This is a genomic window from Prosthecodimorpha hirschii (genome assembly GCF_001305515.1).
GTDB lineage: Bacteria > Pseudomonadota > Alphaproteobacteria > Rhizobiales > Ancalomicrobiaceae > Prosthecodimorpha > Prosthecodimorpha hirschii.
Genome location: NZ_LJYW01000001.1, coordinates 3,356,190 through 3,378,915, shown reverse-complemented (window position 1 = coordinate 3,378,915; position 22,726 = coordinate 3,356,190). Strand labels below are relative to the sequence as shown.

The following is a 22,726-nucleotide window of genomic DNA, read 5'->3' as shown; positions in this document are numbered from 1 at the left end:
ATCTCCGGCGATAAATCTTTGTGCTGGCCAAGAAGAGGGTCCCGGTCGTGAAGCCAAGGGCTACGAGGCGAGGTCATGGGACGGTCGATTTCCGTGCGGCTCTGCCGATGGATCAGATCACGCCGCTGGCTGTTCGCGAGCGGCTGTCGTTCCGGCTGCGCAAGATGATCGGGCCGGGCGGGCGCATGACCCTCGCGGAGGCCGCGAAGGCCACCGACATTTCCGAGGCGACGCTGAAGGCCTATGTCGAGGGGCGGGCCTGCCCGAACCTCGCGCGCTACGGCCGGCTTCTCAGGGTCTTCGGTCCGGAGGTCGGCATGGAGCTGGCCATGATGATCGGCTGGGAGCCGCGCGCCTCCAATTCCCGCCTGCCGGTCACCGAGGATCTGCGCGCCGTCCGCGATGTCACCGCCCAGACCATCGGCGCCATCGACCGGGCGCTCTCGCACGGCGTCAGCCTGTCCGATCCGTCTCCGCCGCCGGACGCGGCTCGGCCAGCATCCGGTCGAGCAGCCGCAGCCGCTCGACCAGTTCGCTCCTGAAGGCGGCGAGATCGATCGCGCCCGGCTGGCTGCTCTCGCTGCGCGGCATCCAGCCGTACATCCGGTCGATGTCGCGGCCGAGCTCGGGGCCGAGCACCAGGAGGAGCCGCTTGAACTTGGCGAGGTTGGGACAGGCCGTGCCGGCCGCATAGGCCTTCAGCGAGCGCTCGTCGATGCCGGTCAGGTCGGCCACGCCGCGATAGGACCAGCGCCGGCCGGGGCCGATCATCTTGCGCAGCTGGAGCGAAAGCCGCCGGGTCACCTCCGCGGTGGTGATGTGCGAGACGTCCAAGGCGTCCCCGTCCGACCGTTGCCCCACGGCACCCTCCTTCAAGACAGCTTTGCCGAAACGTATAGCCGATTGATCCGCATCGACAATGGGTTATGGCCCGCAAGCGAACGTTTTGCGGGAAATCGCCATTGAATCGAGGCGTCGTCCGTCGTCCACTCCGGAAAAAGCGGGAGGGCACTGTGTCCGGCGAGCGTGCGATCGAAACGAAGGAACGGGAGGGCCTCCGGCGACGCCCGAAGGCGCGCCGGTCGCCGGAGGCCGCCACAGCCTGGGGGTTCGTGCTGCCGCTGGTCGTCGCCGAATTGGCCTTCGTCGCGGCGCCGCTCGCGCTCGGCGCCTGGTACAGCCTGTTCCGGGTCGACTACTTCGAGCTGACCGAGTTTCGCGGCCTCGGCAACTACTGGACCGTCCTGACCTCGACGATGGTGCAGCAGTCGCTCGTCGCGACCCTCCTGTTCTCCGCCTTCTCGCTCCTGTTCACCGTCAGCCTCGGCATGGCGCTGGCGCTGCGCCTGGAGGCGGACACCCGGACCAATACCTGGATGCGGGCGATCGTGCTGGTGCCCTATGTGATCAGCATGCTGGTCGGCTCGCTCCTGCTGCGGTGGATCTATTCCCGCGATGCCGGCCTCTCCGGCATGCTGCTCGGCCCCTTCGGGCTGGCCGACTTCTCGCTCCTCGCCGACCCGGCGACCGCCATGGCGGCGCTCGTTTCCAACGCCGTCTGGCGCGACAGCGCCTTCGCGATGATCGTGCTACTCGCCGGCCTGAAGGCGATCCCGGGTCAGCTCTACGCGGCCGCCCGGGTCGACGGCGCCGGGCCGTGGATGCGCTTCACCCGCATCACGCTGCCGCTTCTGCGCGTGCCGATCCTGATCGCCGTCGTCCGGCTCCTGATCCACTTCGTCAATGTGCTGACCTTCGCGCTGGTGCTGACCGGCGGCGGGCCCAACAACGCCACCCAGACGACCGGCCTCGCCATGTACCGGCTCGGCTTCGTCGACTTCCGCATCGGCGAGGCCAACGCGCTGGCGCTCCTGGTCTTCGTCTTCAACCTCCTCCTGATCGGCGCGAACCTCGCCCTGTTCCGCCGCGGCCGGAGCCTCTCGCCATGACCCAGCCCGATCCCGGCCCCCTGCCCCGCCCCGCCGCGGCCCCGCCCGCCCATCGAACCCGGTCCTGGCGCCGCCGGCGGGCCGGCCGCAGGCTCGGCGGTCTCGCCGCCGACCTCCTGATCGCCGCGGTCGCGCTCGGGCCGATCCTGTGGGGCTTCTCCACCTCGCTGAAGCCGGCCTCCGAGATCCTCGCCTATCCGCCCGAACTGGTCCCGTCGCGCCCGACGCTCGAGCATTACGCGCTCCTCTTCACCACCGGCATCCACCGCTTCGTGCTGAACAGCGCCGTCGTCTCCGTCGTCGCGGTGCTCCTGTCGCTGGGGATCGGCAGCCTCGCCGCCTATGCGCTCGCCCGGCTGCGCTTCCGCGGCAAGACCGCGCTCCTCTTCGGCATCGTGGCGCTGATGAGCATCCCGCTGCCCTCGGTCCTGGTGCCGACCTTCACGCTCCTCACCTCCGTCGGCCTCGCCGACAGCCTGACCGGGCTCGCGCTCCTCTACACCGCCTATCAGCTGCCGATCGTGGTTTGGCTGCTCTACGGATATTTCGGCTCGCTGCCGATCGAACTGGAGCAGGCCGCCCGCATCGACGGCTGCTCGCGGATCGAGACCCTGCGCAAGGTCGTGCTGCCGCTCTCCGGGCCCGGCCTGGTGGCGGCCGGCCTCTTCGTCCTCACCTTCGCGTGGAACGACTTCGTGGTCGCGGTCGTGATGGTGTCGTCGGAGAGCGTGAAGACCCTGCCGGTCGCCATCTACGGCTATCTCGGCTTCTACGGCCGCGACTGGGGCCCGCTCACCGCCTCGGCGATGCTCTCCATCCTGCCCGTCATCGCCGTCTTCCTCCTGTTCCAACGCTATTTCCTGTCCGGCATGACCGGCGGCAGCATCAAGGGCTGATCCATGACCAGCGTCACCTTCGCGGGCGTGCGCAAGACCTACGGCGATGCCGTGGCGCTCGCCGGGCTCGACCTCGCCATCGAACCGGGCGAGTTCGTCGCCCTGCTCGGGCCCTCAGGCTCCGGCAAGACCACCACCCTCAACCTGCTCGCCGGCCTGATCGACGCCGACGACGGCGAGATCCGGATCGGCGGACGGGTGGTCAACGACGTGACGCCCGACCGGCGCGACATCGCCATGGTGTTCCAGAACTACGCCCTCTACCCGCACCTCACCGTCTTCGAGAATCTCGAATTCCCGCTCCGGGCGCGCGACCGCCGGGTCGCCGCCACCGTGGTGGAGGCGAAGGTCGACCGCGTCGCCGGCACGCTCGGCCTCGGCGACCTGCTGCACCGCTACCCCAAGGAACTCTCCGGCGGCCAGCAGCAGCGCGTCGCGCTCGGCCGCGCGATGATCCGCGAGCCGAAGGTCTTTCTGCTCGACGAACCCCTGTCCAACCTGGACGCGCGCCTGCGCATCCGCATGCGCCGGGACATCAAGGCGCTGCACGAGGCGATCGGTTCGACCATCGTCTACGTCACCCACGATCAGGCCGAGGCGATGACGCTGGCGACCCGGATCGCGGTCTTCGCCGAAGGGCGCCTGCAGCAGTTTGCGAGCCCCGCCGAAATCTATGCCCGGCCGGCCAACCTGTTCGTCGCCGGGTTCCTCGGCGAACGCGAGCCGGTGCTGATGGCCGGGCGGATCGAGACCGGGGACGGCCTCGCCTTCGTGGCCCCCGACGGCAGGCTCGCGCTCGACGCCGCCGCCGCCCGCCACCTCGCGCCCTTCGCGGGCCGGCCCGTCGTCCTCTGCATTCGGGCCGAGGCGCTGCGCCCGTCGCGGGGGACCGATGGCGCCGACGGGGCCGTCGTCGCGCAGGTCGAGCTCTCCGGCCCCGACGCGATCCTCTACTGCCGGCTCGACGGCGGTGCCGAGGTGGTCGCCCGCGCCGACCCGGCCGACGGCTTCGCCAAGGGCGACCGCATCGGCCTCACCGCCGACGCCGCGCGCCTGACCGCGTTCGATCCGACCACGGGAGCGGCGCTCCGCGCCGGGGAGTAGATCATGTCCGAGACACTCAATCTGGAACGATGGGACGTCCTGGTGGTCGGCGCCGGCGCGGCCGGCATCGGCGCCGCGATCGCGGCGGCGCGCAACGGAGCCCGCGTCCTGCTGGTCGATGCCGGACCGATGGTCGGCGGCGAACTGGTCTCCGGCATCCCGGTCGACGGCTGCCTGTCGAGCCGCGGCGAATGGGTGGTCGGCGGCGTCTGCCGCGATCTCTTCGCCGAATGCGAGCGGCTCGGCGGCTATATCGGCCCGATCAACGACTACCGGTCACTGCATGTCGTCGCGGTCGATCCCGAGATCATGAAGGTGGCGGTGGTCAATCTGCTCTCGGCCGCCGGCGTCGCGCTGCGGCTCTACAGCTATGCCGACGGCGTGGTGATGGACGGCGACCGGCTGCGCGGCGTCATCGTGGTGACCAAGGGCCGCCGCGTGCTGGTGGAGGCGGCGACCGTGATCGACGCCTCCGGGGACGGCGACGTCGCGGTGGCGGCCGGCGTGCCGCACGAGATCGGCGATGCCGCCCTCGGCGAATTGCAGCCGGTCACCCTGATGTTCCGCATGATCGGCGTCGATGCCGAACGGCTCCTGCGCTTCGTGCGCGACCACCCGGAAAATGCCGGGCTCGGCGAATTCGAGGGCCTCGGCCTCGACCGCCGCCAATGCGCCGAGGCGCTCTACCGGCAGGGCCTGCCGAAGGTCTTCCTGGTCGGCGACGGTCCCCTGATGCGCGACGCCATCGCGCGCGGGCTGCTGCACCGGTCGAGCATGATGGGCATCACCCCGACCTCGCTCGCCCGCCGCGAGGTCAGCGTCAACACCACCCGCGTCGGCCATCTGGACGCGACCGACACGGCGCGCCTGAGTTCCGCCTTCGCCGACCTGGTCCGGCAGGTCTGGGACTGCGCCGGCTTCCTGAAGGCCTGCGTGCCGGGCTTCGAGCAGGCCGTCTTCTCCGGCCTCGCCCCGCGCATCGGCATCCGCGAGACGCGACGCATCCTGTGCGACGTGGTGCTCGGCGACGACGACGTGGCGCTCGCCCGCAAGCGGCCCGACGGCATCGCCAAGGGGGCCCACGAGATCGACGTGCATCTCGCCGGCACCGGCCATCACCGTCGGCCGATCCAGGGGGGCGGGTCCTACGACATCCCGTTCGGCATGCTGCTCGCCCGCGGCATCGCCAACCTGATGGTGGTCGGCCGCTGCATGTCGGCGACCCGCATTGCCCATTCCTCGGCGCGCGTGATGGGCACCTGCCTCGCCATGGGCCAGGCGGCGGGCACCGCGGCCGCCATGCTGCGCGAGGACAACGACCCGCTCAACGACCTGCGCGCCCTGCCGGTCGACCGCCTGCGCGCGCGCCTCGCCGCCCAGGGCGCCATCCTGGAGGGAACCGCCTGATGGCTGAGCGCCTGCAGTCCCGCACCTACGACGTGGTCGTGATCGGCTCCGGCAGCGCCGGGCTCGCCGCCTCGGTCTCGGCCGCCCGCAACGGAGCGCGCACGCTGCTTGTCGATGCCGGGCCCTCGGTCGGCGGCGAACTCCTGAGCGGGCTGCCGCTCAACGCCTGCCTCAGCGCCCGCGGCGAATGGGTGGTCGGCGGCGTCCTGCGCGACCTGCTCGACCGCTGCGAGGCCATGGGCGGGCTCGTGCCCCCCTATTTCGACTGGCGCTCGCTGTGGCTGGTCTGCGTCGATCCGGAGATCATGAAGATCGCCTGCACGCTGATGGTCGCGGAAGCCGGCGTCGATCTCCTGCTCAATACCTTCGCCGAAGACGTCGCGGTCGAGGACGGGCGGATCACCGGGCTGGTGATCGCCAACAAGTCCGGCCGGACCCTCGTCACCGCGGAGGTCTTCATCGACTGCTCGGGCGACGGCGACATCGCGGTGCGGGCCGGGGCACCGTCCGAGAAGGGCGGCGACGACGGCGCCTTCCAGCCGGTCACCATGATGTTCCGCATGCAGGGCGTGGAGACCGCACCGCTGCTCGACTTCGTGGTCGACCATCCCGAACATGTCGGCCTCGGCGAGCGGCCCGACCTCGTGCATCTGGACAAGCGGGACTGCGCGCGGCGCCTGCGCGAACAGGCGGTGCCCTCGGTCTTCTTCGACGGCCGCAAGCCCTTCCTGTCGGAGGCGATCGCGCGCGGCGAACTGCACCCTTGCGGAATCCTGGCGGTCTGTCCGGTCTCGCCGGCGCGCCAGGAAGTGAGCCTCAACACGACGCGGCTCGCCGATCTCGACGCCACCGATCCCACCGCGCTCAGCCAGGCGCTGCCGAGGCTGATCGACCAGGTCTGGACCTGCGTCGGCTTCCTGCAGCGCCGTGTGCCGGGCTTCGAACAGGCCGTCTTCTCCGGCCTCGCCCCGCGCATCGGCATCCGCGAGACGCGCCGCATCATGGGGCTGGAAGTCCTCACCGGCGCGGACGTGCTGACCGGCCGCAAGCGCGACGACGGCATCGGCAAGGGCGCGCACGAGCTCGACGTCCACGGCGGCGGCCGCGAGCACCGGCGCGAGATGATCCGCGCCGGCGGCTCCTACGACATCCCGTTCGGCTGCCTGGTGCCGCGGGACGTGCTGAACCTGCTCGTCGCCGGACGCTGCCTGTCCGCCACGCGGGAGGCGCACGGCTCGGCGCGCGTCATGGGCACCTGCATGGCCATGGGCCAGGCCGCCGGCACCGCCGCCGCCTTCGCAGCCGGGTCCGGCACCTCGATCCGCCAGCTTTCCGTCCAAGCCCTTCGCGACCGCCTCCGCGAACAGGGTGCCATCCTGGAGACGGATCACTGAGGCGACCACGGAGGAAGCGATGTCAGCATTCCTGAACAGACGCCTCGCGATCGGCCTGCCGCTCGTGCTCGCGCTCGGCGGCACGGCCGCGGCCGAGACCACCATCACGATGTGGACCTTTCTGGATCCCAACAAGGCGTCGCCGCGCGAGGTGGCGCTGAAGCAGATGATCGCCGCGTTCGAGGCGCAGAATCCGACCATCAAGATCCGGGTGGAGCCGCAGGACTTCGCCCAGATGCCGCCGAAATTCTTCCTCGGCCACCGCACCGGCAGCAATCCCGATCTGGTCTGGATCGACGCCAAGAATCTCGGCGGCCTCGCCAAGTCGGGCGCCGGCGCCGATCTCGATGCGGCGGTGGTGTCGAAATGGCCGGCCGGCGCCAAGGACGATTTCTTCGTCAAGGCGGGCTGGGATGCCGGCATCGCCGGCGGCAAGCTGGTCGCCCTGCCGCTCTTCCACGGCGCCAGCGTGATCTACTATCGCAAGGACCTGCTCGCCGCCGCCGGCATCGACCCGGCCTCGCTGACGAGCTGGTCGAAGCTGATGGAGGCCGCGAAGAAGACCACGGTCGTCAAGGACGGGCGGACCGAGACCTGGGGTTTCGGTATGCCGCTCGCCCCGATCAAGACCGAGAGCACCCCGATGCTGATCGGCCTCCTCGACCAGGCCGCTCCGGTGTTCCAGAATTGCAAGGCCAACTATGCCAACGAGGTCGGGATCCGCGCGCTCGCCTACACGGCGGCCATGATCACCGACGCCAAGGTGACCCCGACCGAGGCCCTGGTCTCCAATGTCGACGACGTCACCGACCAGTTCACCGCCGGCCGCTACGCCATGGCGATCTCGTCCAACCTCCGCTACAGCGTGATCGCCAAGAACGCCAAGTTCGGCGCCGACCAGATCGGCATCCTGCCGTGGCCGTCGTGGAGCGGCGAGAAGCCCGGCGCCATGCCGGTCTCGGGCTGGTGGGTCGCCGCCTGGGCGAAGTCGCCGCGGCTCGCCGAGGCGGCCAAGTTCGCCGAATACATGGTGGGTTCGGAGGGCGGCAAGCTGTGGGCCACGGTCGGCGGCCAGGTCCCGACCCGCAAGTCGCTGATGTCGGATGCCTTCTTCGCCAAACCGGAGGCCGCCTGGGTGAAGACCATGATCGGAGCCTGGACGGCGTCGAGCTGGATGGAGCCGACCGAGTGCAACACGCGGACGCTCCAGGCCGGGCTGAACGAGGCCCTCGCCCGCGTGATCCAGGACAAGATCGCCCCGAAGGACGCGCTGGCGGAAGCGGAACAGAAATTCGCCGCCGCCCAGTAGAGGGTCGCCCAGTAGAGGGTGTCGGCGCGCCGGGCCGCGCGCCGCCGTCCCAAAAGCATTTCCCGATCGGATGGAAGCCTCCGACCGATCGGGAAAGGCTCCGGCAGGCTGCTGAAGGTCACTCCGAACCCGCCATTCTGTCATCCCCGGGGCTTGTCCCGAGGATCCAGCGCGATGGCTAAGTCCTTGGAAAGTCTGTATCCCTGGGACAAGCCCGGGGAGGACAGAGTTGAAACGGCCCGCGTCTGATCGCGTTCCGACGAATTTTTCAGCACCTGCCAGAGTCAACGGCTTGGGCCGGTCCTTTTCGGCCGGATCGTTTCGATCTAACCGGGACCGGCTCTGGGGGATGAAGCCGGCCCGGAGCGGACCGGATATCCGTGACGTTCGAAACGGGTCCTCAGCCGCGAAAATATTCGGGGTGGGATGCCTTCAGGGAGTCGGCGAAGTCCAACGAGCGGGACAGGTGATCGCGCAGGGCGGCCTGGGCCGCGTCCGGGCTGCCGGCCTCGATCGCGTCCACGATGGCCGTGTGGGCTTCCAGGATCTCCGTGATCTTGCCGGCTTTCGGCAGATGCAGCCGGCGCAGGCGGTCGATGTGGCCGCTCTGCCGGCGCACGAGATGCCAAAGCTCGAGGACGCCGGCCGCCTCGTAGGTGGCGCGATGGAACGCCTGGTCGGCCTCCACGAAGGCGCCGTGCTCGCCCACGTCCGCAAGCGCCTTCTGCTGGCGGATGAGGCTGCGCAGACGCGCCACCAGCCCCGGCTCGGGCGCGAAGGCGAGCGTCCGCACGATCTCCAGTTCGATCGACCGGCGCAGGAACTGGCCCTGCCGGGCCCGTCCGAGATCGATCGGACTGACCACGGTGGCGTGCTGCGGGAAGATCTCGACGAGCCCCTCCTCCTCGAGGCGCATCAGGGCATCCCGGATCGGCGTCGACGAATAGCCGAACCGCTCTTGCAACTCCTGCCGGGAGAGCACGCGCCCCGGTGCGAGCGCGAGCGTGATGATCTCGTCGCGCAGGATGGTGAAGACCTGTCCCGCCCCGCTGCGCGGCCCCCGGCCTCGGCTCGGCGCCGCCACCAATTCGACCATCCAACCGACTCCTTCCGAACACGCTCCTTCCATAGCACGGCGCCGCGCTTGACGCACTAATGCATTAGTGCTTTAGTCGGACCAAGGTGCTCGACGGGAAGGGCGATACCGGAGCGGGTGGGGCGATAGCCGGCTCGTGTCCGTGGATCGGCCCCTTCGACGAGGCTGCGACCGCGGAAGAACTGCGGCGAAACAACGGGATTGTCGGGCGGCCGCGCGCCGGATCGGCAGGAGGAGACGCTTGATGTTCACCCGCCGCAATGTCCTTGCGCTCGGCGCCGCCCTGGTGGCTGCGCCCGGCGGCGCATTCGCACAGGCCAAGACGGATATCGCGATCAGTCGCCAGCCCGGCATCCTCTATCTGCCGACGCATGTGATCGAGAAGAAGAAGCTCCTGGAGAAGCATGCCGAGCGGCTCGGCCTGCCGGGCGTGACCACGAAATGGATCGCCTTCTCCAACGGCGGCGCCCAGCAGGACGCGCTGCTGTCCGGCAGCGTCGACATCATCAACACCGGCACCGGGCCGCTTCTCGTCCTGTGGGACAAGACCCGGGGCCGCGTGAAGGGCATCTGCGCCAGCTCCGCCCAGCCGCTCCTGCTGATCAGCCGCGACCCGCGCATCAAGTCGCTGGCCGACTTCGGCGAGGGCGACAAGATCGCGGTGCCGACGGTCCGGGTCTCCACCCAGGCGATCCTGCTGCAACTGGCGGCAAGCCAGATGTTCGGGCCGGACAAGTGGAACCACTTCGACGCCATGACGGTCCAGCTCGGCCACCCGGACGCTTTCGTGGCCCTGAAGAACCCGAGCCACGAGGTGAAAAGCCACTTCGCCGCGCCACCCTTCCAGGCCTATGGCTTGAAGCAGGTGCCGGGGGCGCATGTGGTCGCCAACTCGGCCGAAATCATCGGGTCGCCCTTGAGCCAGGGCCAGTTCATGACCACGACCGGCTTCGCCGAGGCCAATCCGAAGATCGTGCAGGCGCTGCGCGCCGCCGCCGAGGAGGCCAAGGCCTTCGTCGAGACCAACACCGCCGAGGCGCTCGAAATCTACCGCGAGGTGACCGGCGACAAGACCTCGACGGCCGATCTGCTCGACGTTTTGAAAGAGCCCGGCATGATGGAGTGGAACATCTATCCGCAGGGCACGATGAAGTTCGCCACCCACCTCGCCAAGATCGGTGCGATCAAGAACCAGCCCGCATCCTGGAAGGACTATTATCTTCCGGTGGCCCATGACCTCCCCGGCAATTGAACGCGACGGCGCGGCCCCTCCCCCGACCGCCATGCGCGGCCTTCCCTCCGGGCCGGCGGGCATGGCGCGCCGCGCACCGGCGACCCCGCTTCTCGACGTGGCCGGAGTCACGCTGCGCTACAAGACGCCCGGATTGGTGATCACCGCGACCGAGCGGGTTTCGTTCCAGGTCGACACCTCCGATCGCTTCGTCCTGCTCGGGCCTTCGGGCTGCGGCAAGTCGACCCTGCTCAAGGCGGTCGGCGGCTATATCCGGCCGAGCGAGGGCTCGATCACCATCAAGGGCCGGACCGTGACCGAGCCCGGCGCCGACCGCATGATGGTGTTCCAGGAGTTCGACCAGCTCCTGCCCTGGAAGACCGTGCTCGAGAACGTGACCTTCCCGCTCATCGACGCCCGCCGCCTCGGCCGGCGCGAGGCGGAGGAGAAGGCGCGCCACTACATCGAGAAGGTCAACCTGACCCGGGCCCTCGACAGCTACCCGCACACGCTTTCGGGCGGCATGAAGCAGCGCGTCGCGATCGCTCGGGGGATGGCGATGGAGCCCGACATCCTGTTGATGGACGAGCCTTTCGCCGCACTCGACGCGCTGACCCGGCGCACCTGCCAGGACGAACTCCTGCAATTGTGGGAGGAGACGCGCTTCACGGTCCTGTTCGTGACCCACTCGATCGCCGAGGCGATCAAGATCGGCAACCGGATTCTTCTGCTCTCGCCGCATCCCGGCAGGGTCAAGGCCGAGGTGGTCGACGTCGACACCGCGAGCACCACGGACGGCAGCGCCGGGCGGCTCGAAAGGGAAATCCACGACCTTCTCTTCGCCCAACCGGCCCACGCGGAGTAACCCGATGAGCACCGCCCGCATCGTCCTGCGCGACGCCGCAGGTCCGGCCTCGACCGAGGTCGAGCGGAAGGTCGGCCTTGCGGAACTCACCTGGGACATCCCGGCAGTGCGCAAGGCCGCCATCCTGATCGTCCTGGCGCTCGCCTGGGAAGCCTATGGCCGCATCCTGGACAATCCGCTGCTGTTTCCGACCCTGTCGGAGACCGTGCAGGCGCTGATCGAGAATGTCAGGTCCGGCATTCTGCCGGCGCGGGCATGGTCGTCCATCAAGGTCCTGCTGATGGGTTACGGGGTCGGCGTCACGCTGGCCGGGCTGCTGACGGTGCTGGCCATCAACACCCGGATCGGCTCCGACTTCCTGGAGACGGTCACGGCGATGCTGAGCCCCTTGCCGGCCATCGCGCTCCTGCCGCTCGCCCTCATCTGGTTCGGCCTCGGCAACGGCAGCCTGGTCTTCATCCTGGTCCACTCGGTGCTCTGGCCGGTCGCGCTCAACACCCATTCGGGCTTCCGGGCGGTCTCGCAGACGCTCCGCATGGTCGGCCGGAACTACGGGCTGCGGGGCTTCGCCTATATCCGCAAGATCCTGATCCCGGCGGCGTTCCCGTCCATCCTGACCGGCCTCAAGATCGGCTGGGCCTTCGCCTGGCGCACCCTCGTCGCCGCCGAGCTCGTGTTCGGCGTCTCGTCCGGCCAGGGCGGGCTCGGCTGGTTCATCTTCGAGAACCGCAACCTCCTGGAGATCCCGGCCGTCTTCGCCGGTCTCCTGACCGTGATCGTCATCGGCCTCGTGGTCGAGAACCTCGTGTTCCGCACCGTCGAACGCCGCACCGTCCTCAAGTGGGGCCTGCAGCACTGAACCTGCCGCCCCGTCCAACCGGATCGCCCCCGTGACCAAGACCCCCGACCAGCTGCGCAGCGCCCGTTGGTTCGAGCCGGACGACTTCCGCTCCTTCGGCCACCGCTCGCGCATGAACCAGATGGGCTATGCGGCGGAGGACTATCGCGGCAGGCCGGTGATCGCGATCGTCAATACCTGGTCGGATCTGAACCAGTGCCACGCCCACTTCAAGCAGCGCGTGGAGGACGTGAAGCGCGGCATCCTGCAGGCCGGCGGCTTCCCGGTCGAGCTGCCGGCCATCTCCCTCTCGGAGAGCAAGGTCAAGCCGACCACGATGCTCTACCGCAACTTCCTGGCCATGGAGACCGAGGAGCTGATCCGCTCGCATCCGGTCGACGGCGCGGTCCTGATGGGCGGCTGCGACAAGACCACTCCCGGTCTCCTGCTCGGCGCGACCTCGGCGGGCGTGCCCGCGATCTTCGTGCCGGCCGGCCCGATGCTGCGCGGAAACTGGCACGGCAAGGTGCTGGGCTCGGGCTCGGACGCGTTCAAATACTGGGACGAACGCCGGGCGGGCACCATCTCCGACAAGGACTGGTCGGAAATGGAGGTCGGCATCGCGCGGTCCTACGGCGTCTGCATGACCATGGGCACCGCGTCGACCATGACGGCGCTGGCCGACGTGATCGGCATGTCGCTGCCGGGGGCCTCGTCGATCCCGGCCGCCGACGCCAACCACATCCGCATGTGTGCCGCCGCCGGGCGCCGGATCGTCGACATGGTCTGGGAGGACCTGACCCCGGCCCGCATCCAGACCGAGGCGGCGTTCCGCAACGCGATCAGCGTCGCCATGGCGATGGGCTGTTCGACCAATGCGGTCATCCACATCATCGCGATGGCACGCCGCGCGGGCCATCCGATCGGGCTCGAGGACTTCGACGCCGCAAGCCGAAAGGTGCCGGTCATCGCCAACATCCGGCCGAGCGGCGACCGCTACCTGATGGAGGATTTCTACTATGCGGGCGGGTTGCTCGGGCTCCTGACCCGGCTGACGCCGCATCTCGACCTCGACCAGATCAACGCCTCGGGCAAGACCTGGGCGGAGAGCCTGGAGGGAGCGGCCGTCTACGACGACGACGTGATCCGGCCGCTCGACCGGCCGATCTATGCGGAGGGGGCGCTGGCGCTGCTGAAGGGCAATCTCGCGCCGAACGGCTGCGTGATGAAGCCCTCGGCCGCCGATCCGCGCCTTTTGCGCCATGCGGGGCCGGCCCTGGTGTTCGACGACTACCCGGCCCTCAAGGCCAATATCGACCGCGACGACCTCGATGTCACGCCCGACACGGTGCTGGTGCTGCGCAATGCCGGCCCGCTCGGCGGCCCGGGCATGCCCGAATGGGGCATGCTGCCGATCCCGAAAAAGCTCGTCCGCCAGGGTGTTCGCGACATGGTGCGCATCTCCGACGCGCGCATGTCGGGCACCAGCTACGGCGCCTGCATCCTGCACGTCTCGCCGGAATCCCATATCGGCGGCCCGCTCGCGCTGGTGCGGACCGGGGACGTGATCTCGATCGACGTGCCGGCGCGCAGCATTTCGCTCGACGTGCCGGAGGACGAACTCGCGCGCCGTCGGGCCGCGCTGCCGCCGCCGCCGCCCCGCTACGAGCGCGGCTACGGCTGGATGTTCTCCCGCCATATCGGGCAGGCCGACGCGGGCTGCGACTTCGATTTCCTGCGCACCGATTTCGGCGCGCCCGTCACCGAACCCGTCATCTTCTGATCCCGAGGAACCGCCATGTTGACCGACGCGACCCGCGAGAAGCTGAAGCATGTCAGCACCGCCACGCTTGCCACCGCCCTCTTCAAGCGCGGCCTGCGCCGACAGTATCTGCAGGATGTCCATCCGCTGAGGTTCAAGGGCGACAACATGGTCGGCCCGGCCTACACGCTCCGCTACATGCCGGCGCGCGAGGACCTGAACCCCATCTCGGTGTTTCAGGACCGCGCGCACCCGCAGCGGAAGGCGGTCGAGGAGTGCCCGCCCGGCGCCGTGATGGTGATCGACAGCCGCCGCGACGCGCGCGCGGCCTCGGCCGGCTCGATCCTGGTCACGCGCCTGATGGTTCGCGGCTGCGCCGGCATCGTCACGGATGGCGGATTCCGCGACAGCCCCGAAATCGCCGATCTGGCGCTGCCGTCCTACCATCACCGCCCCTCGGCACCGACCAACCTGACCATCCACCAGGCGATCGACATCAACGTGCCGATCGGCTGCGGCGACGCGCCGGTGTTTCCGGGCGACATCGTCGTCGGCGACGGGGAAGGCGTCATCGTCATCCCGGCCCATCTCGCCGACGAGATCGCCGACGAGGCGACGGAAATGACCGCCTTCGAGGACTTCGTCACCGAAAAGGTGCGGGAGGGCCGCTCGATCCTCGGCCTCTATCCGCCGACCGACGAGCAGTCGAAGATCGATTTCGCCGACTGGCGGGCGCGCACCGGCCGCTGAGCCGGACCGATCACGACGCGCGGCCTGCCGGGCGCTCGCACGCTCAGAACCATCGGGCGGATTCTCTCGACGGTCGGTCCCAACGGCGCGGGCCCGCATGCGCCGGGACGACCTGTCGCGCGAACGCGGCGGCGGGCATGCGCCGCCCGGCCATGGGCTTCCGGCCCATGGAAAGCCCGGTGCGGCGGTCGGTTCCTCAATCCCGGCCTGCCTGGCCCCACGGACCCGCTCCAGCTTCCGGGGATCTGTCAGGCGGCGTTGGCGGACATCGTCGGGCTGGACAGCCTGTCAGCCGACCCATCCGCTGCCGCCTCGCACCAGCCGAAGACGCCAACGACGTCATGGCCGGCGGATAGCACTGCGACCGTGATCGACCGGCTTTGACCGGCCCGACGCATCTATCAACCAAGCATTAATTCTGCGGACGCATTCTGTAATTCATATTTCTATCGCTCAAACCCGCAAATCGTCGATCGAAACGTTTTGCATCGAGGGGAGATCGGATGCGCATCCGCGGTATCATCACGATGTTGAGTGTCGGATCCTTCGTCGTATCGGCCGCGCTGGCAGGCACCATCTTCTTTCTCGACCGCGAGAACGACAGGGCGATGTCGCTGACCCACGAAGGGATCGAAGCGCTGGTGCTGAGTGCCGATGCGGACATGGCGCACGACGCGATCCGGGGGGTCGTGTACCGGGCGCTGCATACGGCGTCCCACCGCGACGACGCGGTCCTCGCCGAGATCTCGGAGGAGATCAAGACCTACACCAAGACGCTCGAAGACAATGCCGGCGCCTTGCGCAGCGGCCCGATCGGCCCTCGGATCGAGCCGGAAACACGGCGCATCGCACCGCGGATCGACGAGTATATCGTGGCGGCGCGCAGCATCGTGGACGCGGTCCTGAAGGGCGGCGGCTCCACGGCGGAGGCCAGCCTCGACCGCTTCAACGCGACCTTCAAGACGCTCGAGACCGAAATGGCAGCCCTGAGCGGCGCCATCGAGCGGATCAACGGCGAGTTCCGGGAAGAAGCCCGCATCGCGTCCGTCTATGGCTCGATCGCCAAGTATGTCGGCCTGTTTGCGGCCATTCTGATCGCCCTCGTGCTGTATCAGGTGGCGTCCCGCCGCGTGAGTTCGCCCATCGACCGCCTGGCGCACAGCATGCACGCGCTGTCCGAAGGCCAGTTGGACATGGTGATCGGCCATACCGACCGCCAGGACGAGGTCGGCGACATGTCGCGCGCCGTCGAGATCTTCCGCGCCTCGATGGTCGAACGGCAGCGCCTGGAAGCCGCCGCCCAGTCGGAGCAGGATCGGCGCGACGCCGAGCGCCGGGAGATGGAGCGGATCATCCTCAAGTTCCGCGACGACGTTTCGGTGATGATCGCCCGGCTCAGCCACCAGACGGTCACCATGAGCGGCACCTCCTCGATGCTGACCTCGGTGGCGCAGTCCACCGCCGCGCAGGCCTCGACGGTCGCGCAGGCCTCGACGGAATCCTCGGCCAGCATCCAGACCATCGCGTCGGCAACCGAGGAGATGGGCGCCTCGATCCGGGAGATCGCGCACCGGGCCGGGCGCGCCTCCGAGATGGTGGCCGGCGCGGCCAGCGATGCCAGCACGACCAACCGCCAGATGGCCGCCCTGACGGAGACGGCACGCCAGATCGGCACGGTGGTGGAACTGATCCGCGGCATCGCCGACCAGACCAACCTGCTCGCCCTCAATGCCACCATCGAGGCGGCGCGGGCCGGCGACGCTGGCCGCGGCTTCGCGGTGGTCGCTTCCGAGGTCAAGAGCCTGGCCGAACAGACCGCCCGGGCGACGGGCGACATCGGGCAGCAGATCACCGCCATCCAGGCCTCGGCACGGGCAACCGAAGAGGCGGTCTCCGGAATGACCGCCAAGATGGCGGAGGTCAACACGCTGACAGCCTCGATCGCCGCCTCCGTGGCCCAGCAGGATGCCGCCACGGGCGAGATCGCGCAGAATGTGAACCTCGCCTCGCAGGGCTCCGCCGACGTGTCGCGCAGCGTGACCGGCGTGATGGACGCCATCACCCAGACGGAAGCGGCCGCCACCAACGCCCGCACGGTCTCCGACGAACTGGCGAAACTCTCCGGCGAATTCTCCTCGACCGTGGAAGCCTTCCTCAATTCGATCAACAACGAGGTTCGCGACCGGCGCGGGGCTCGGCGCCTGATCACCGAGCGACAGGTCACCGTCGCCGTCGACGGCAGGAGCGAGCGGGCCAACCTGACCGAGATCAGCACCACGGGCGCGAGGCTGACCATCCGCGGCCGCTTCGCCGCCGGCAGCATGGTGCGGATGACGATCGATGGCGATGGCGACTATGCCGCCCGCATCATGTGGGTGACGGCCGAGGAATGCGGCATCCGGTTCGAAAGCCCGATCGCAGAACCGGTCGTGATGCGGATCGCCAACAAGGCGGCCGCCTGACCGACGATGCGCCCGCCGACGACGTCGGCGACGCGCCGGTGCCGGTCCTGACCGGGGACAAGACCCGCACCGGGCCTCTCCGGGCTGTGGCGCGCGCCGCCGGGCCTTGGTCTCCCGAGCGGCGCAGCCGGCATGGCCGATCGCGTCGCGCGCCTATGGGTGCGCCGCCCCGGCGACCGCGGTCTCGCCGCCGGTGCGGGGGCGCGGCGGCAGGTGGATCGCACCGCCGTCGCGGGCGTCGTGGGCCGCCTCGGCGAGCGCCTCCGACAGGGTCGGGTGGGCGTGGACGGTCTCGGCGAGCGCGGCGAGCGTGAGCTCCATCTGAACCGCCAGTGTCGCCTCGCCGAGCAGTTCGGTGACGCCGTGGCCGACCATGACGATGCCGAGAATCTGTTCGTCGACCGCGTCGGCGACGATCTCCACGAAGCCGTCGTCGTGGCCGCCCGCGATCGCCCGTCCGTTGGCGGAGAAGGGAAAGCGGCCGACCTTCACCGGTCCGCGCGTCCGCGCGGTGGCGGCATCGAGACCGACGGCGGCGATCTCCGGCGTGGTGTAGACGGCGCGCGGGACGACACGGCCGGACCGGCTGGCCGGCCGGCCGAGCAGGGTCGCCACCGCAACCTCCGCCTCTGCGGCGGCCTTGTGGGCGAGTTGCGGCCCGCCGCAGACGTCGCCGACGGCGAAGATGCCGGGCGTCCGGGTGCGGCCGTGATCGTCGACGGTGATGACGCCGCCGGGTCCGCGGAGGCCGAGCGGATCGTCGCCGAGGACGCCGGTCTCCGGTACCCGGCCGACCGCCACCAACACCCGATCGGCGACGACCTCGCGCGCCGCGCCGGCGGCGTCCGTCAGGGTGGCGACCAGCGCGCCGTCGCGCCGTGCGAGGCGTTCGACGGTGGCGCCCGTCGTCACGGCGACGCCGCGTCGGCGCATCGCGGCCGCGAGGACGGCGACCGCGCCGGCGTCCTCTCCGGGCAGGATGCGTTCGGCCCTCTCGACCACCGCCACCCGCGCCCCGAGATCGGCGAAGACCTGCGCCAGTTCCATGCCGATGACGCCGCCGCCGAGCACGAGGAGCCGTTCCGGCACCGTGTCGAGCGCGATCGCCGCGTCGCTGTCGAGCACTCCGGGAAGCTCGAGACCGGGGATCGCCGGCCGTGCCGGCCGCGAGCCGGTCGCCAGGATCACCGCATCGGCGACGAGGACTCGGCCCGAGCCGGCAAGACGCAGACGGCCGGGGCCGAGCAGTTCGGCGCGCTCGGCGACGTGGTCGATGCGATTGCGGCGGATCAGCGTCTGGACGCCGCCGACGAGGCGGGCGACCGCGGCGGTCTTGCGCGCCATGATCGGCGCGAGATCGGCGCGACCGGCCGATCGGCCGACCCGGTCGGCATGCGCGGCGGCCGACCCGAGCAGGCTCTTGGAGGGAATGCAGCCGACATTGAGGCAGGTGCCGCCGAGGGGGCCGTCCTCCACCAGCGTGACCGCGAGACCGGCGCGGGCGGCGCGGATCGCGGCTGTGTAGCCGCCGATGCCGCCGCCGACCACCAGGAGGGTGCGTATCTCGGTCATGTCACCCCACAGCCGCGGGCAGGACGGCGACGCCCTCGATGACCTTCTCGCCGGCCTGGTTCAGGCAGGCGAAGGGGATGCGGGTACCGCCGCCGGGGTCGGCCTCCGGGGTCGCGGCGTCGAGACGGATGACGTCGCCGGGGCGCGACGGGCGGTGATAGCGCAGGTCCATGGTGGATCCCGGCGGCAGCGCCGGAACGCCCAGCCAGCGCTGGAGCGCCATGAAGATCGGCTCCATCGGCAGGCAGCCATGGGCGATGGTCGAGCCGAAGGCCGAGGCGGCGCCGAAGGCGCGGTCGACGTGGACCGGGTTGAAGTCGCCCGACACGGCGGCGTAGCCGTCGATCAGGTCTTGGGAGATCGCGATCTCGGCGGTGGGCAGCGAGGGGGCCGGTCGGGTCATGGCGGGCCTCACGGAACGATGGCGGTGAAGGCGACGGAACAGACGAGGTCGCCCGTCCGGTTCCGGGTGACCATCTCGTATTCGAGGAACTTGCGTTCGCGACGAACGAAGCGCGCCGTGATGGTCAGCACCGTGGTCAGATCGTCGCCCGGACGGGCCGGGACGCCGTAGCGGTTGCGGTCGCCCACCCGGATGGCGCCGGGCGGAAAAACGTCCGCCTCCCAGCCCAGGCGCAGGCCGAAGGTGAGGCCCATCGAGGTCGGCGCGACCGGTCCGCCGGGGGCATCGGCGCGATAGGCCGGGTCGTCGTAGCCGAGGAGGGCACAGAAGGCGTCGACATCGGCCTGGGTCAGCCGGATGTGGCCCTCGCGCAGCGGGCGGCCGATCTCGGCGGCCTCGAAGGTCGTCAGCGGGTCGACCATCAGCGCAGTCTCGCGGCGAGCAGCATGGGGTCCTCCAGGAAGGCGCGCAGTTTCGAGCGGAAGCGGCCGGCGACGGCCCCGTCGATCAGACGATGATCGAAGGTCAGGCTCAGCATCATCGTCGGCCGGGCGACGACGAGGCCGTCGCGCACCACCGCCTCGTCGGCGATGCGGCCGATGCCGAGCAGCGCGGACTGGGGCGGCTGCAGGATGGGGGTCTCGAAGTCGCCGTCGTAGGAGCCGAAATTCGAGAGGGTGAAGGTCGCCCCTTCGATCTCGTGCCGGCGGAGACGTCCGGTCCGGGCGCGGTCGACGAGGTCGCGCCGCTCGCGGGCGATCTCGGCGATCGACTTGGTGTCGACGTCGCGCAGCACCGGGACGATCAGCCCGTCGTCGAGGGCGACGGCGAGGCCGATGTCGACGCAGGCCCATTCCACGACCTCGTCGCCGACGATGGCGCGGTTCAGCGCCGGCACCGCCCGCAGCGCCACCGCGGCGGCCTTCAGCACGATGTCGGTCCAGGTGACGCGAACGCCGAACTCGGCTTCGCTTGCCAGACACGCGGCGCGCAGGCGCATCGCCTCCCCCATATCGACCCGAGCGAAGCCGGTCATCTGGGCGCTGGTCGACAGGCTGCGCATCATCGTCTCGGCAATGGTCCGGCGCATGCCGTCGAGCGGCCGGCGGGCGGCGACGCGGTCTCCGGCATCGCGCGCGATGGCGGCCCGGGCAGGGACCGGAGCGGGGACCGGGCGCGGGTCAGCGCCGCTCGCGCGGGACGCGGCCGGGGCCGGCGCGGCGGTTTCGACGTCGCGGCGCAGGATCGCCCCGCCGGGACCGCTGCCGACAATGCCGGAAAGGTCCAGGCCCCGCGCCGCGGCGAGGCGACGGGCGATGGGCGACACCAGCAGCCGGGTGCCGTCGGCCGCGACGGCGCGCAGCGAGAGCGGCGCGGCCGCGCCGGTCTCGGCCCCCGCGTCGGCGTCGGCCGGGACCGGGGCCGGGACCGGGGCCGCGATCGGCGCCGGGGCCGCCGATGCCGTATCGGTCGCGGAGGCGCCCCGGCCGACCGCGCCGGCCGTGTCGTGAAGCCAGCCGATCCGCGCGCCGACGGCGCAGACCGTGTCGACGGCCGCGGCGCGTTCGAGATAGCCGTCGCGGTCCGCCTGGATCTCCGAGGTGATCTTCTCGGTTTCGATGGTGTAGAGCGTCTCGCCCTCGGTCACCTTCTCGCCGTCCGCCTTCTCCCAGCTGCGGAGCGTGCAGTCGGTCATGGTCAGACCCAACTTGGGGATCGCGATCGCATGCGCCATCGGTCGCTCCTCAGGCCAGAAGTTCGCGAACCGCCGCGACGATCTTGTCGGCGGTCGGATTGAGGAAGTCCTCGAACCCCTTGCCGAACGGCGTCGGGGTGAAGGGCGGGGCCAATCGCACGACCGGGGCGTCGAGGTCGAAGAAGCCGTGCTGCATGATCTGCGCGGCCACCTCCGAGCCGAAGCCGAAGGGCTTCAGCGACGCGGTGACGACGATGGCCCGGTTGGTCTTGGCGACCGAGGCCAGGATGGTGTCGATGTCGAGGGGGCTGATGGTGCGCGGATCGATCACCTCGATCTCGATGCCCTCGGCGGCGAGGATCTCGGCAGCGGCGAGCGCCTTTCCGACCATCAGGCCGGTCGCCACCACGGTCACGTCGCGGCCCGGTCGCTTGATGTCGGCCTTGCCGATCGGGATCAGCACTTCGCCGTCCTCGATCTCCTCCTTCATCCGGTGCAGGGCGAGGTGTTCGATGAAGATCACCGGATCCTCGTCGCGAATGGCCGATTTGAGCAGGCCCTTGGCGTCGCGCGGGGTCGACGGCATCACCACCTTGAGCCCGGGGACGTGGCCGACCCAGCTCTCGAGCGACTGCGAATGGTGCGGGCCGATGCCCATCTCCACCGCGACCGAGGTGCGGATGACGAGCGGCATCGAGAACATGCCGCCGTAGAGATAGCGCGTCTTGGCCGCCTGATTGGCGATCTGGTCGAGGCAGAGACCGAAGAAGTCCATGAACATGATCTCGACGATCGGCCGGCGGCCGGTCATCGCCGCGCCGACGCCGAGGCCGACGATGATCTCCTCGCTGATCGGCGTGTCGCGCACGCGGGCCGGCCCGAAGGTGTCGAAGAGCCCGCGGGACGCGCCGAAGGCACCGCCGGCGGCGCCGACATCCTCGCCGAGGAGCAGGACGCGGTCGTCACGGGCCATTTCCTCCCGGATCGCGTCGATGATCGCCCAACAGTAGGTCTTGGTTGTCATGGGGCGCCCCTCAAGCCGCGTAGACATGGTCGAGCGCGCGTTCCGGTTCCGGCAGCGGGCTGTCGAGGGCGAAGCGGATCGCCTCGGCGACCCCCGCCTCGGCCGCCGCGTCGATGGCGTCGAGCCGCGCGGCGTCGGCGTCTGATCCGGCGAGAAGGACGGCGCGCAGGCGGGCGACCGGGCAGCGCGCCTTCCACGCCGCCTCCTCGTCGCGGCTGCGGTATTTCTTGGGGTCGCCCTCGAAATGGCCGCCCCAGCGGTAGGTTTCGAGTTCGAGCAGTGTCGGCCCGTCACCGGCACGGGCCCGCGCCAAGGCGCGCGCCGTGGCGTCGCGCACGGCAAAGACGTCGTTGCCGTCGACGGTCTCCCCGGGCAGCCCGTAGCCGGCGGCGCGGGCCGCCACCCGCGGTTGGGCGACGGTGTCGGCGAAAGGCGTCATCTCGGCATAGAGATTGTTCTCGCAGACGAGCAGCAGGGGCAGGCGCCAGGCGGCGGCGACGTTCAGGGTTTCGGCGAAGGCGCCGTTGTTGCTGGCGCCCTCGCCGAAGAAGGCGACGGCCACCGCGCCGGCCCCGTCGAGCTGCATGCCCAGCGCCGCGCCGGCGCCGATCGGCAGGCCGGCGCCGACGATGCCGTTGCCGCCCAGGACGCCGATCGCCGGATCGGCGGCGTGCATCTCGCCGGCCCGGCCGCCGCAGATGCCCGACGCACGGCCGAACATCTCGGCCATCATCGGGCGCAGGGCCATGCCCTTGGCGAGGTAGTGGCCGCGACCGCGATGGGTCGACACCACCTTGTCGCCGTCGCCGAGCAGCGAGCAGACGCCGACCGCGCAGGCCTCCTGGCCGAGATAGGAATGGATGTAGCCGGGAAACAGGTTGCGGGCGAAGACGTCGTTGAGTTGCGTCTCGCAGGCCCGGATCAGCATCATGCGGGCGTAAAGGTCGAGCGGCGCATCGTACATGGAG

The 22,726-nt window shown here is 70.0% G+C and carries 21 protein-coding genes; 13 read left to right on the top strand and 8 right to left on the bottom strand.

The window, feature by feature from the left end; all coding sequences use genetic code 11:
* Positions 1-107: 107 nt before the first annotated feature.
* Positions 108-542, top strand: coding sequence for a helix-turn-helix domain-containing protein (locus ABB55_RS14745; protein WP_054359480.1), 435 nt, complete (start codon positions 108-110; stop codon positions 540-542).
* Here ABB55_RS14745 and ABB55_RS14740 read toward each other — a convergent pair.
* Positions 454-834: a transcriptional regulator gene (locus tag ABB55_RS14740; RefSeq protein ID WP_054359479.1), complete on the bottom strand. Its 381-nt coding sequence runs from the start codon at positions 832-834 to the stop codon at positions 454-456. The genes ABB55_RS14745 and ABB55_RS14740 overlap by 89 nt on opposite strands.
* A 179-nt stretch (positions 835-1,013) precedes the next feature.
* Here ABB55_RS14740 and ABB55_RS14735 point away from each other — a divergent pair, with 179 nt between their 5' ends.
* Genes ABB55_RS14735 through ABB55_RS14710 form a run of 6 tightly spaced genes read left to right on the top strand, consistent with a single transcriptional unit; the run spans position 1,014 to position 8,059 of the window.
* Entirely contained in the window at positions 1,014-1,949 is a 936-nt protein-coding gene (locus tag ABB55_RS14735; protein WP_054359478.1) for a carbohydrate ABC transporter permease, read from the top strand.
* Entirely contained in the window at positions 1,946-2,845 is a 900-nt protein-coding gene (locus tag ABB55_RS14730) for a carbohydrate ABC transporter permease (protein WP_054359477.1), read from the top strand. Before ABB55_RS14735 ends, ABB55_RS14730 begins: the two co-directional genes overlap by 4 nt.
* A gap of 3 nt (positions 2,846-2,848) precedes the next feature.
* Complete coding sequence (locus tag ABB55_RS14725) at positions 2,849-3,949, top strand: ABC transporter ATP-binding protein (protein WP_054359476.1); 1,101 nt, start codon at positions 2,849-2,851, stop codon at positions 3,947-3,949.
* Positions 3,950-3,952: 3 nt separating this feature from the next.
* The gene (locus ABB55_RS14720) at positions 3,953-5,356 is read left to right on the top strand and encodes an FAD-dependent oxidoreductase (RefSeq protein WP_054359475.1); all 1,404 of its coding nucleotides are present in this window, start codon (positions 3,953-3,955) and stop codon (positions 5,354-5,356) included.
* On the top strand, positions 5,356-6,750 hold the full coding sequence (locus ABB55_RS14715) for an FAD-dependent oxidoreductase (RefSeq protein WP_054359474.1): 1,395 nt from the start codon (positions 5,356-5,358) through the stop codon (positions 6,748-6,750). Before ABB55_RS14720 ends, ABB55_RS14715 begins: the two co-directional genes overlap by 1 nt.
* Positions 6,751-6,769: 19 nt before the next feature.
* Positions 6,770-8,059, top strand: coding sequence for an ABC transporter substrate-binding protein (locus tag ABB55_RS14710; RefSeq protein ID WP_054359473.1), 1,290 nt, complete (start codon positions 6,770-6,772; stop codon positions 8,057-8,059).
* Between the two features lie 400 nt (positions 8,060-8,459).
* Here the strand turns inward: ABB55_RS14710 and ABB55_RS14705 are convergent, their stop codons facing one another.
* Entirely contained in the window at positions 8,460-9,155 is a 696-nt protein-coding gene (locus tag ABB55_RS14705; protein ID WP_054359472.1) for a GntR family transcriptional regulator, read from the bottom strand.
* 244 nt (positions 9,156-9,399) lie between these two features.
* On the opposite strand from ABB55_RS14705, the gene ABB55_RS14700 reads away from it, so the two are divergent.
* The 6 genes from ABB55_RS14700 to ABB55_RS14675 all read left to right on the top strand — a co-directional run bounded on the left by ABB55_RS14700 (position 9,400) and on the right by ABB55_RS14675 (position 17,063).
* Positions 9,400-10,407, top strand: coding sequence for an ABC transporter substrate-binding protein (locus ABB55_RS14700; protein ID WP_054359471.1), 1,008 nt, complete (start codon positions 9,400-9,402; stop codon positions 10,405-10,407).
* A 61-nt stretch (positions 10,408-10,468) separates the two neighbouring features.
* On the top strand, positions 10,469-11,251 hold the full coding sequence (locus ABB55_RS14695) for an ABC transporter ATP-binding protein (RefSeq protein WP_054362067.1): 783 nt from the start codon (positions 10,469-10,471) through the stop codon (positions 11,249-11,251).
* 4 nt (positions 11,252-11,255) lie between these two features.
* Entirely contained in the window at positions 11,256-12,110 is an 855-nt protein-coding gene (locus tag ABB55_RS14690; protein WP_054359470.1) for an ABC transporter permease, read from the top strand.
* 31 nt (positions 12,111-12,141) lie between these two features.
* Positions 12,142-13,872, top strand: a complete 1,731-nt coding sequence (gene araD / locus ABB55_RS14685) for an L-arabinonate dehydratase (RefSeq protein WP_054359469.1) — start codon at positions 12,142-12,144, stop codon at positions 13,870-13,872.
* 15 nt (positions 13,873-13,887) lie between these two features.
* Positions 13,888-14,601, top strand: a complete 714-nt coding sequence (locus ABB55_RS14680; RefSeq protein WP_054359468.1) for a ribonuclease activity regulator RraA — start codon at positions 13,888-13,890, stop codon at positions 14,599-14,601.
* Positions 14,602-15,104: 503 nt separating this feature from the next.
* Positions 15,105-17,063 (top strand): methyl-accepting chemotaxis protein, encoded by a 1,959-nt coding sequence (locus ABB55_RS14675; RefSeq protein ID WP_054359467.1) that lies wholly within the window; start codon positions 15,105-15,107, stop codon positions 17,061-17,063.
* A 153-nt stretch (positions 17,064-17,216) separates the two neighbouring features.
* Here ABB55_RS14675 and lpdA read toward each other — a convergent pair whose 3' ends face one another.
* The 6 genes from lpdA to ABB55_RS14645 are packed head-to-tail and all read right to left on the bottom strand — an operon-like array spanning position 17,217 to position 22,722.
* Complete coding sequence (gene lpdA / locus ABB55_RS14670) at positions 17,217-18,635, bottom strand: dihydrolipoyl dehydrogenase (RefSeq protein WP_054359466.1); 1,419 nt, start codon at positions 18,633-18,635, stop codon at positions 17,217-17,219.
* A 1-nt stretch (position 18,636) separates the two neighbouring features.
* On the bottom strand, positions 18,637-19,038 hold the full coding sequence (locus tag ABB55_RS14665; RefSeq protein ID WP_054359465.1) for a MaoC family dehydratase: 402 nt from the start codon (positions 19,036-19,038) through the stop codon (positions 18,637-18,639).
* Positions 19,039-19,046: 8 nt separating this feature from the next.
* Entirely contained in the window at positions 19,047-19,460 is a 414-nt protein-coding gene (locus ABB55_RS14660) for a MaoC family dehydratase (protein ID WP_054359464.1), read from the bottom strand.
* The gene (locus ABB55_RS14655) at positions 19,460-20,773 is read right to left on the bottom strand and encodes a dihydrolipoamide acetyltransferase family protein (protein WP_054359463.1); all 1,314 of its coding nucleotides are present in this window, start codon (positions 20,771-20,773) and stop codon (positions 19,460-19,462) included. Before ABB55_RS14655 ends, ABB55_RS14660 begins: the two co-directional genes overlap by 1 nt.
* Positions 20,774-20,783: 10 nt before the next feature.
* Entirely contained in the window at positions 20,784-21,758 is a 975-nt protein-coding gene (locus ABB55_RS14650) for an alpha-ketoacid dehydrogenase subunit beta (RefSeq protein ID WP_054359462.1), read from the bottom strand.
* Between the two features lie 10 nt (positions 21,759-21,768).
* A complete protein-coding gene (locus ABB55_RS14645) occupies positions 21,769-22,722 on the bottom strand; it encodes a thiamine pyrophosphate-dependent dehydrogenase E1 component subunit alpha (protein ID WP_054359461.1) in 954 nt (317 codons plus the stop codon).
* Positions 22,723-22,726: the final 4 nt, after the last annotated feature.

Coding starts and splice junctions, on each gene's coding strand:
- ABB55_RS14700 (WP_054359471.1), top strand. CDS start 9,400: ATGTTCACCCGCCGCAATGTCCTTGCGCTCGGCGCCGCCCTGGTGGCT.
- ABB55_RS14690 (WP_054359470.1), top strand. CDS start 11,256: ATGAGCACCGCCCGCATCGTCCTGCGCGACGCCGCAGGTCCGGCCTCG.
- ABB55_RS14645 (WP_054359461.1), bottom strand. CDS start 22,722: ATGTACGATGCGCCGCTCGACCTTTACGCCCGCATGATGCTGATCCGG.
- ABB55_RS14725 (WP_054359476.1), top strand. CDS start 2,849: ATGACCAGCGTCACCTTCGCGGGCGTGCGCAAGACCTACGGCGATGCC.
- ABB55_RS14680 (WP_054359468.1), top strand. CDS start 13,888: ATGTTGACCGACGCGACCCGCGAGAAGCTGAAGCATGTCAGCACCGCC.
- ABB55_RS14710 (WP_054359473.1), top strand. CDS start 6,770: ATGTCAGCATTCCTGAACAGACGCCTCGCGATCGGCCTGCCGCTCGTG.
- ABB55_RS14665 (WP_054359465.1), bottom strand. CDS start 19,038: ATGACCCGACCGGCCCCCTCGCTGCCCACCGCCGAGATCGCGATCTCC.
- ABB55_RS14745 (WP_054359480.1), top strand. CDS start 108: ATGGATCAGATCACGCCGCTGGCTGTTCGCGAGCGGCTGTCGTTCCGG.
- ABB55_RS14660 (WP_054359464.1), bottom strand. CDS start 19,460: ATGGTCGACCCGCTGACGACCTTCGAGGCCGCCGAGATCGGCCGCCCG.
- ABB55_RS14730 (WP_054359477.1), top strand. CDS start 1,946: ATGACCCAGCCCGATCCCGGCCCCCTGCCCCGCCCCGCCGCGGCCCCG.
- ABB55_RS14655 (WP_054359463.1), bottom strand. CDS start 20,773: ATGGCGCATGCGATCGCGATCCCCAAGTTGGGTCTGACCATGACCGAC.
- ABB55_RS14715 (WP_054359474.1), top strand. CDS start 5,356: ATGGCTGAGCGCCTGCAGTCCCGCACCTACGACGTGGTCGTGATCGGC.
- lpdA (WP_054359466.1), bottom strand. CDS start 18,635: ATGACCGAGATACGCACCCTCCTGGTGGTCGGCGGCGGCATCGGCGGC.
- ABB55_RS14720 (WP_054359475.1), top strand. CDS start 3,953: ATGTCCGAGACACTCAATCTGGAACGATGGGACGTCCTGGTGGTCGGC.
- ABB55_RS14695 (WP_054362067.1), top strand. CDS start 10,469: ATGGCGCGCCGCGCACCGGCGACCCCGCTTCTCGACGTGGCCGGAGTC.
- ABB55_RS14705 (WP_054359472.1), bottom strand. CDS start 9,155: ATGGTCGAATTGGTGGCGGCGCCGAGCCGAGGCCGGGGGCCGCGCAGC.
- ABB55_RS14675 (WP_054359467.1), top strand. CDS start 15,105: ATGCGCATCCGCGGTATCATCACGATGTTGAGTGTCGGATCCTTCGTC.
- ABB55_RS14650 (WP_054359462.1), bottom strand. CDS start 21,758: ATGACAACCAAGACCTACTGTTGGGCGATCATCGACGCGATCCGGGAG.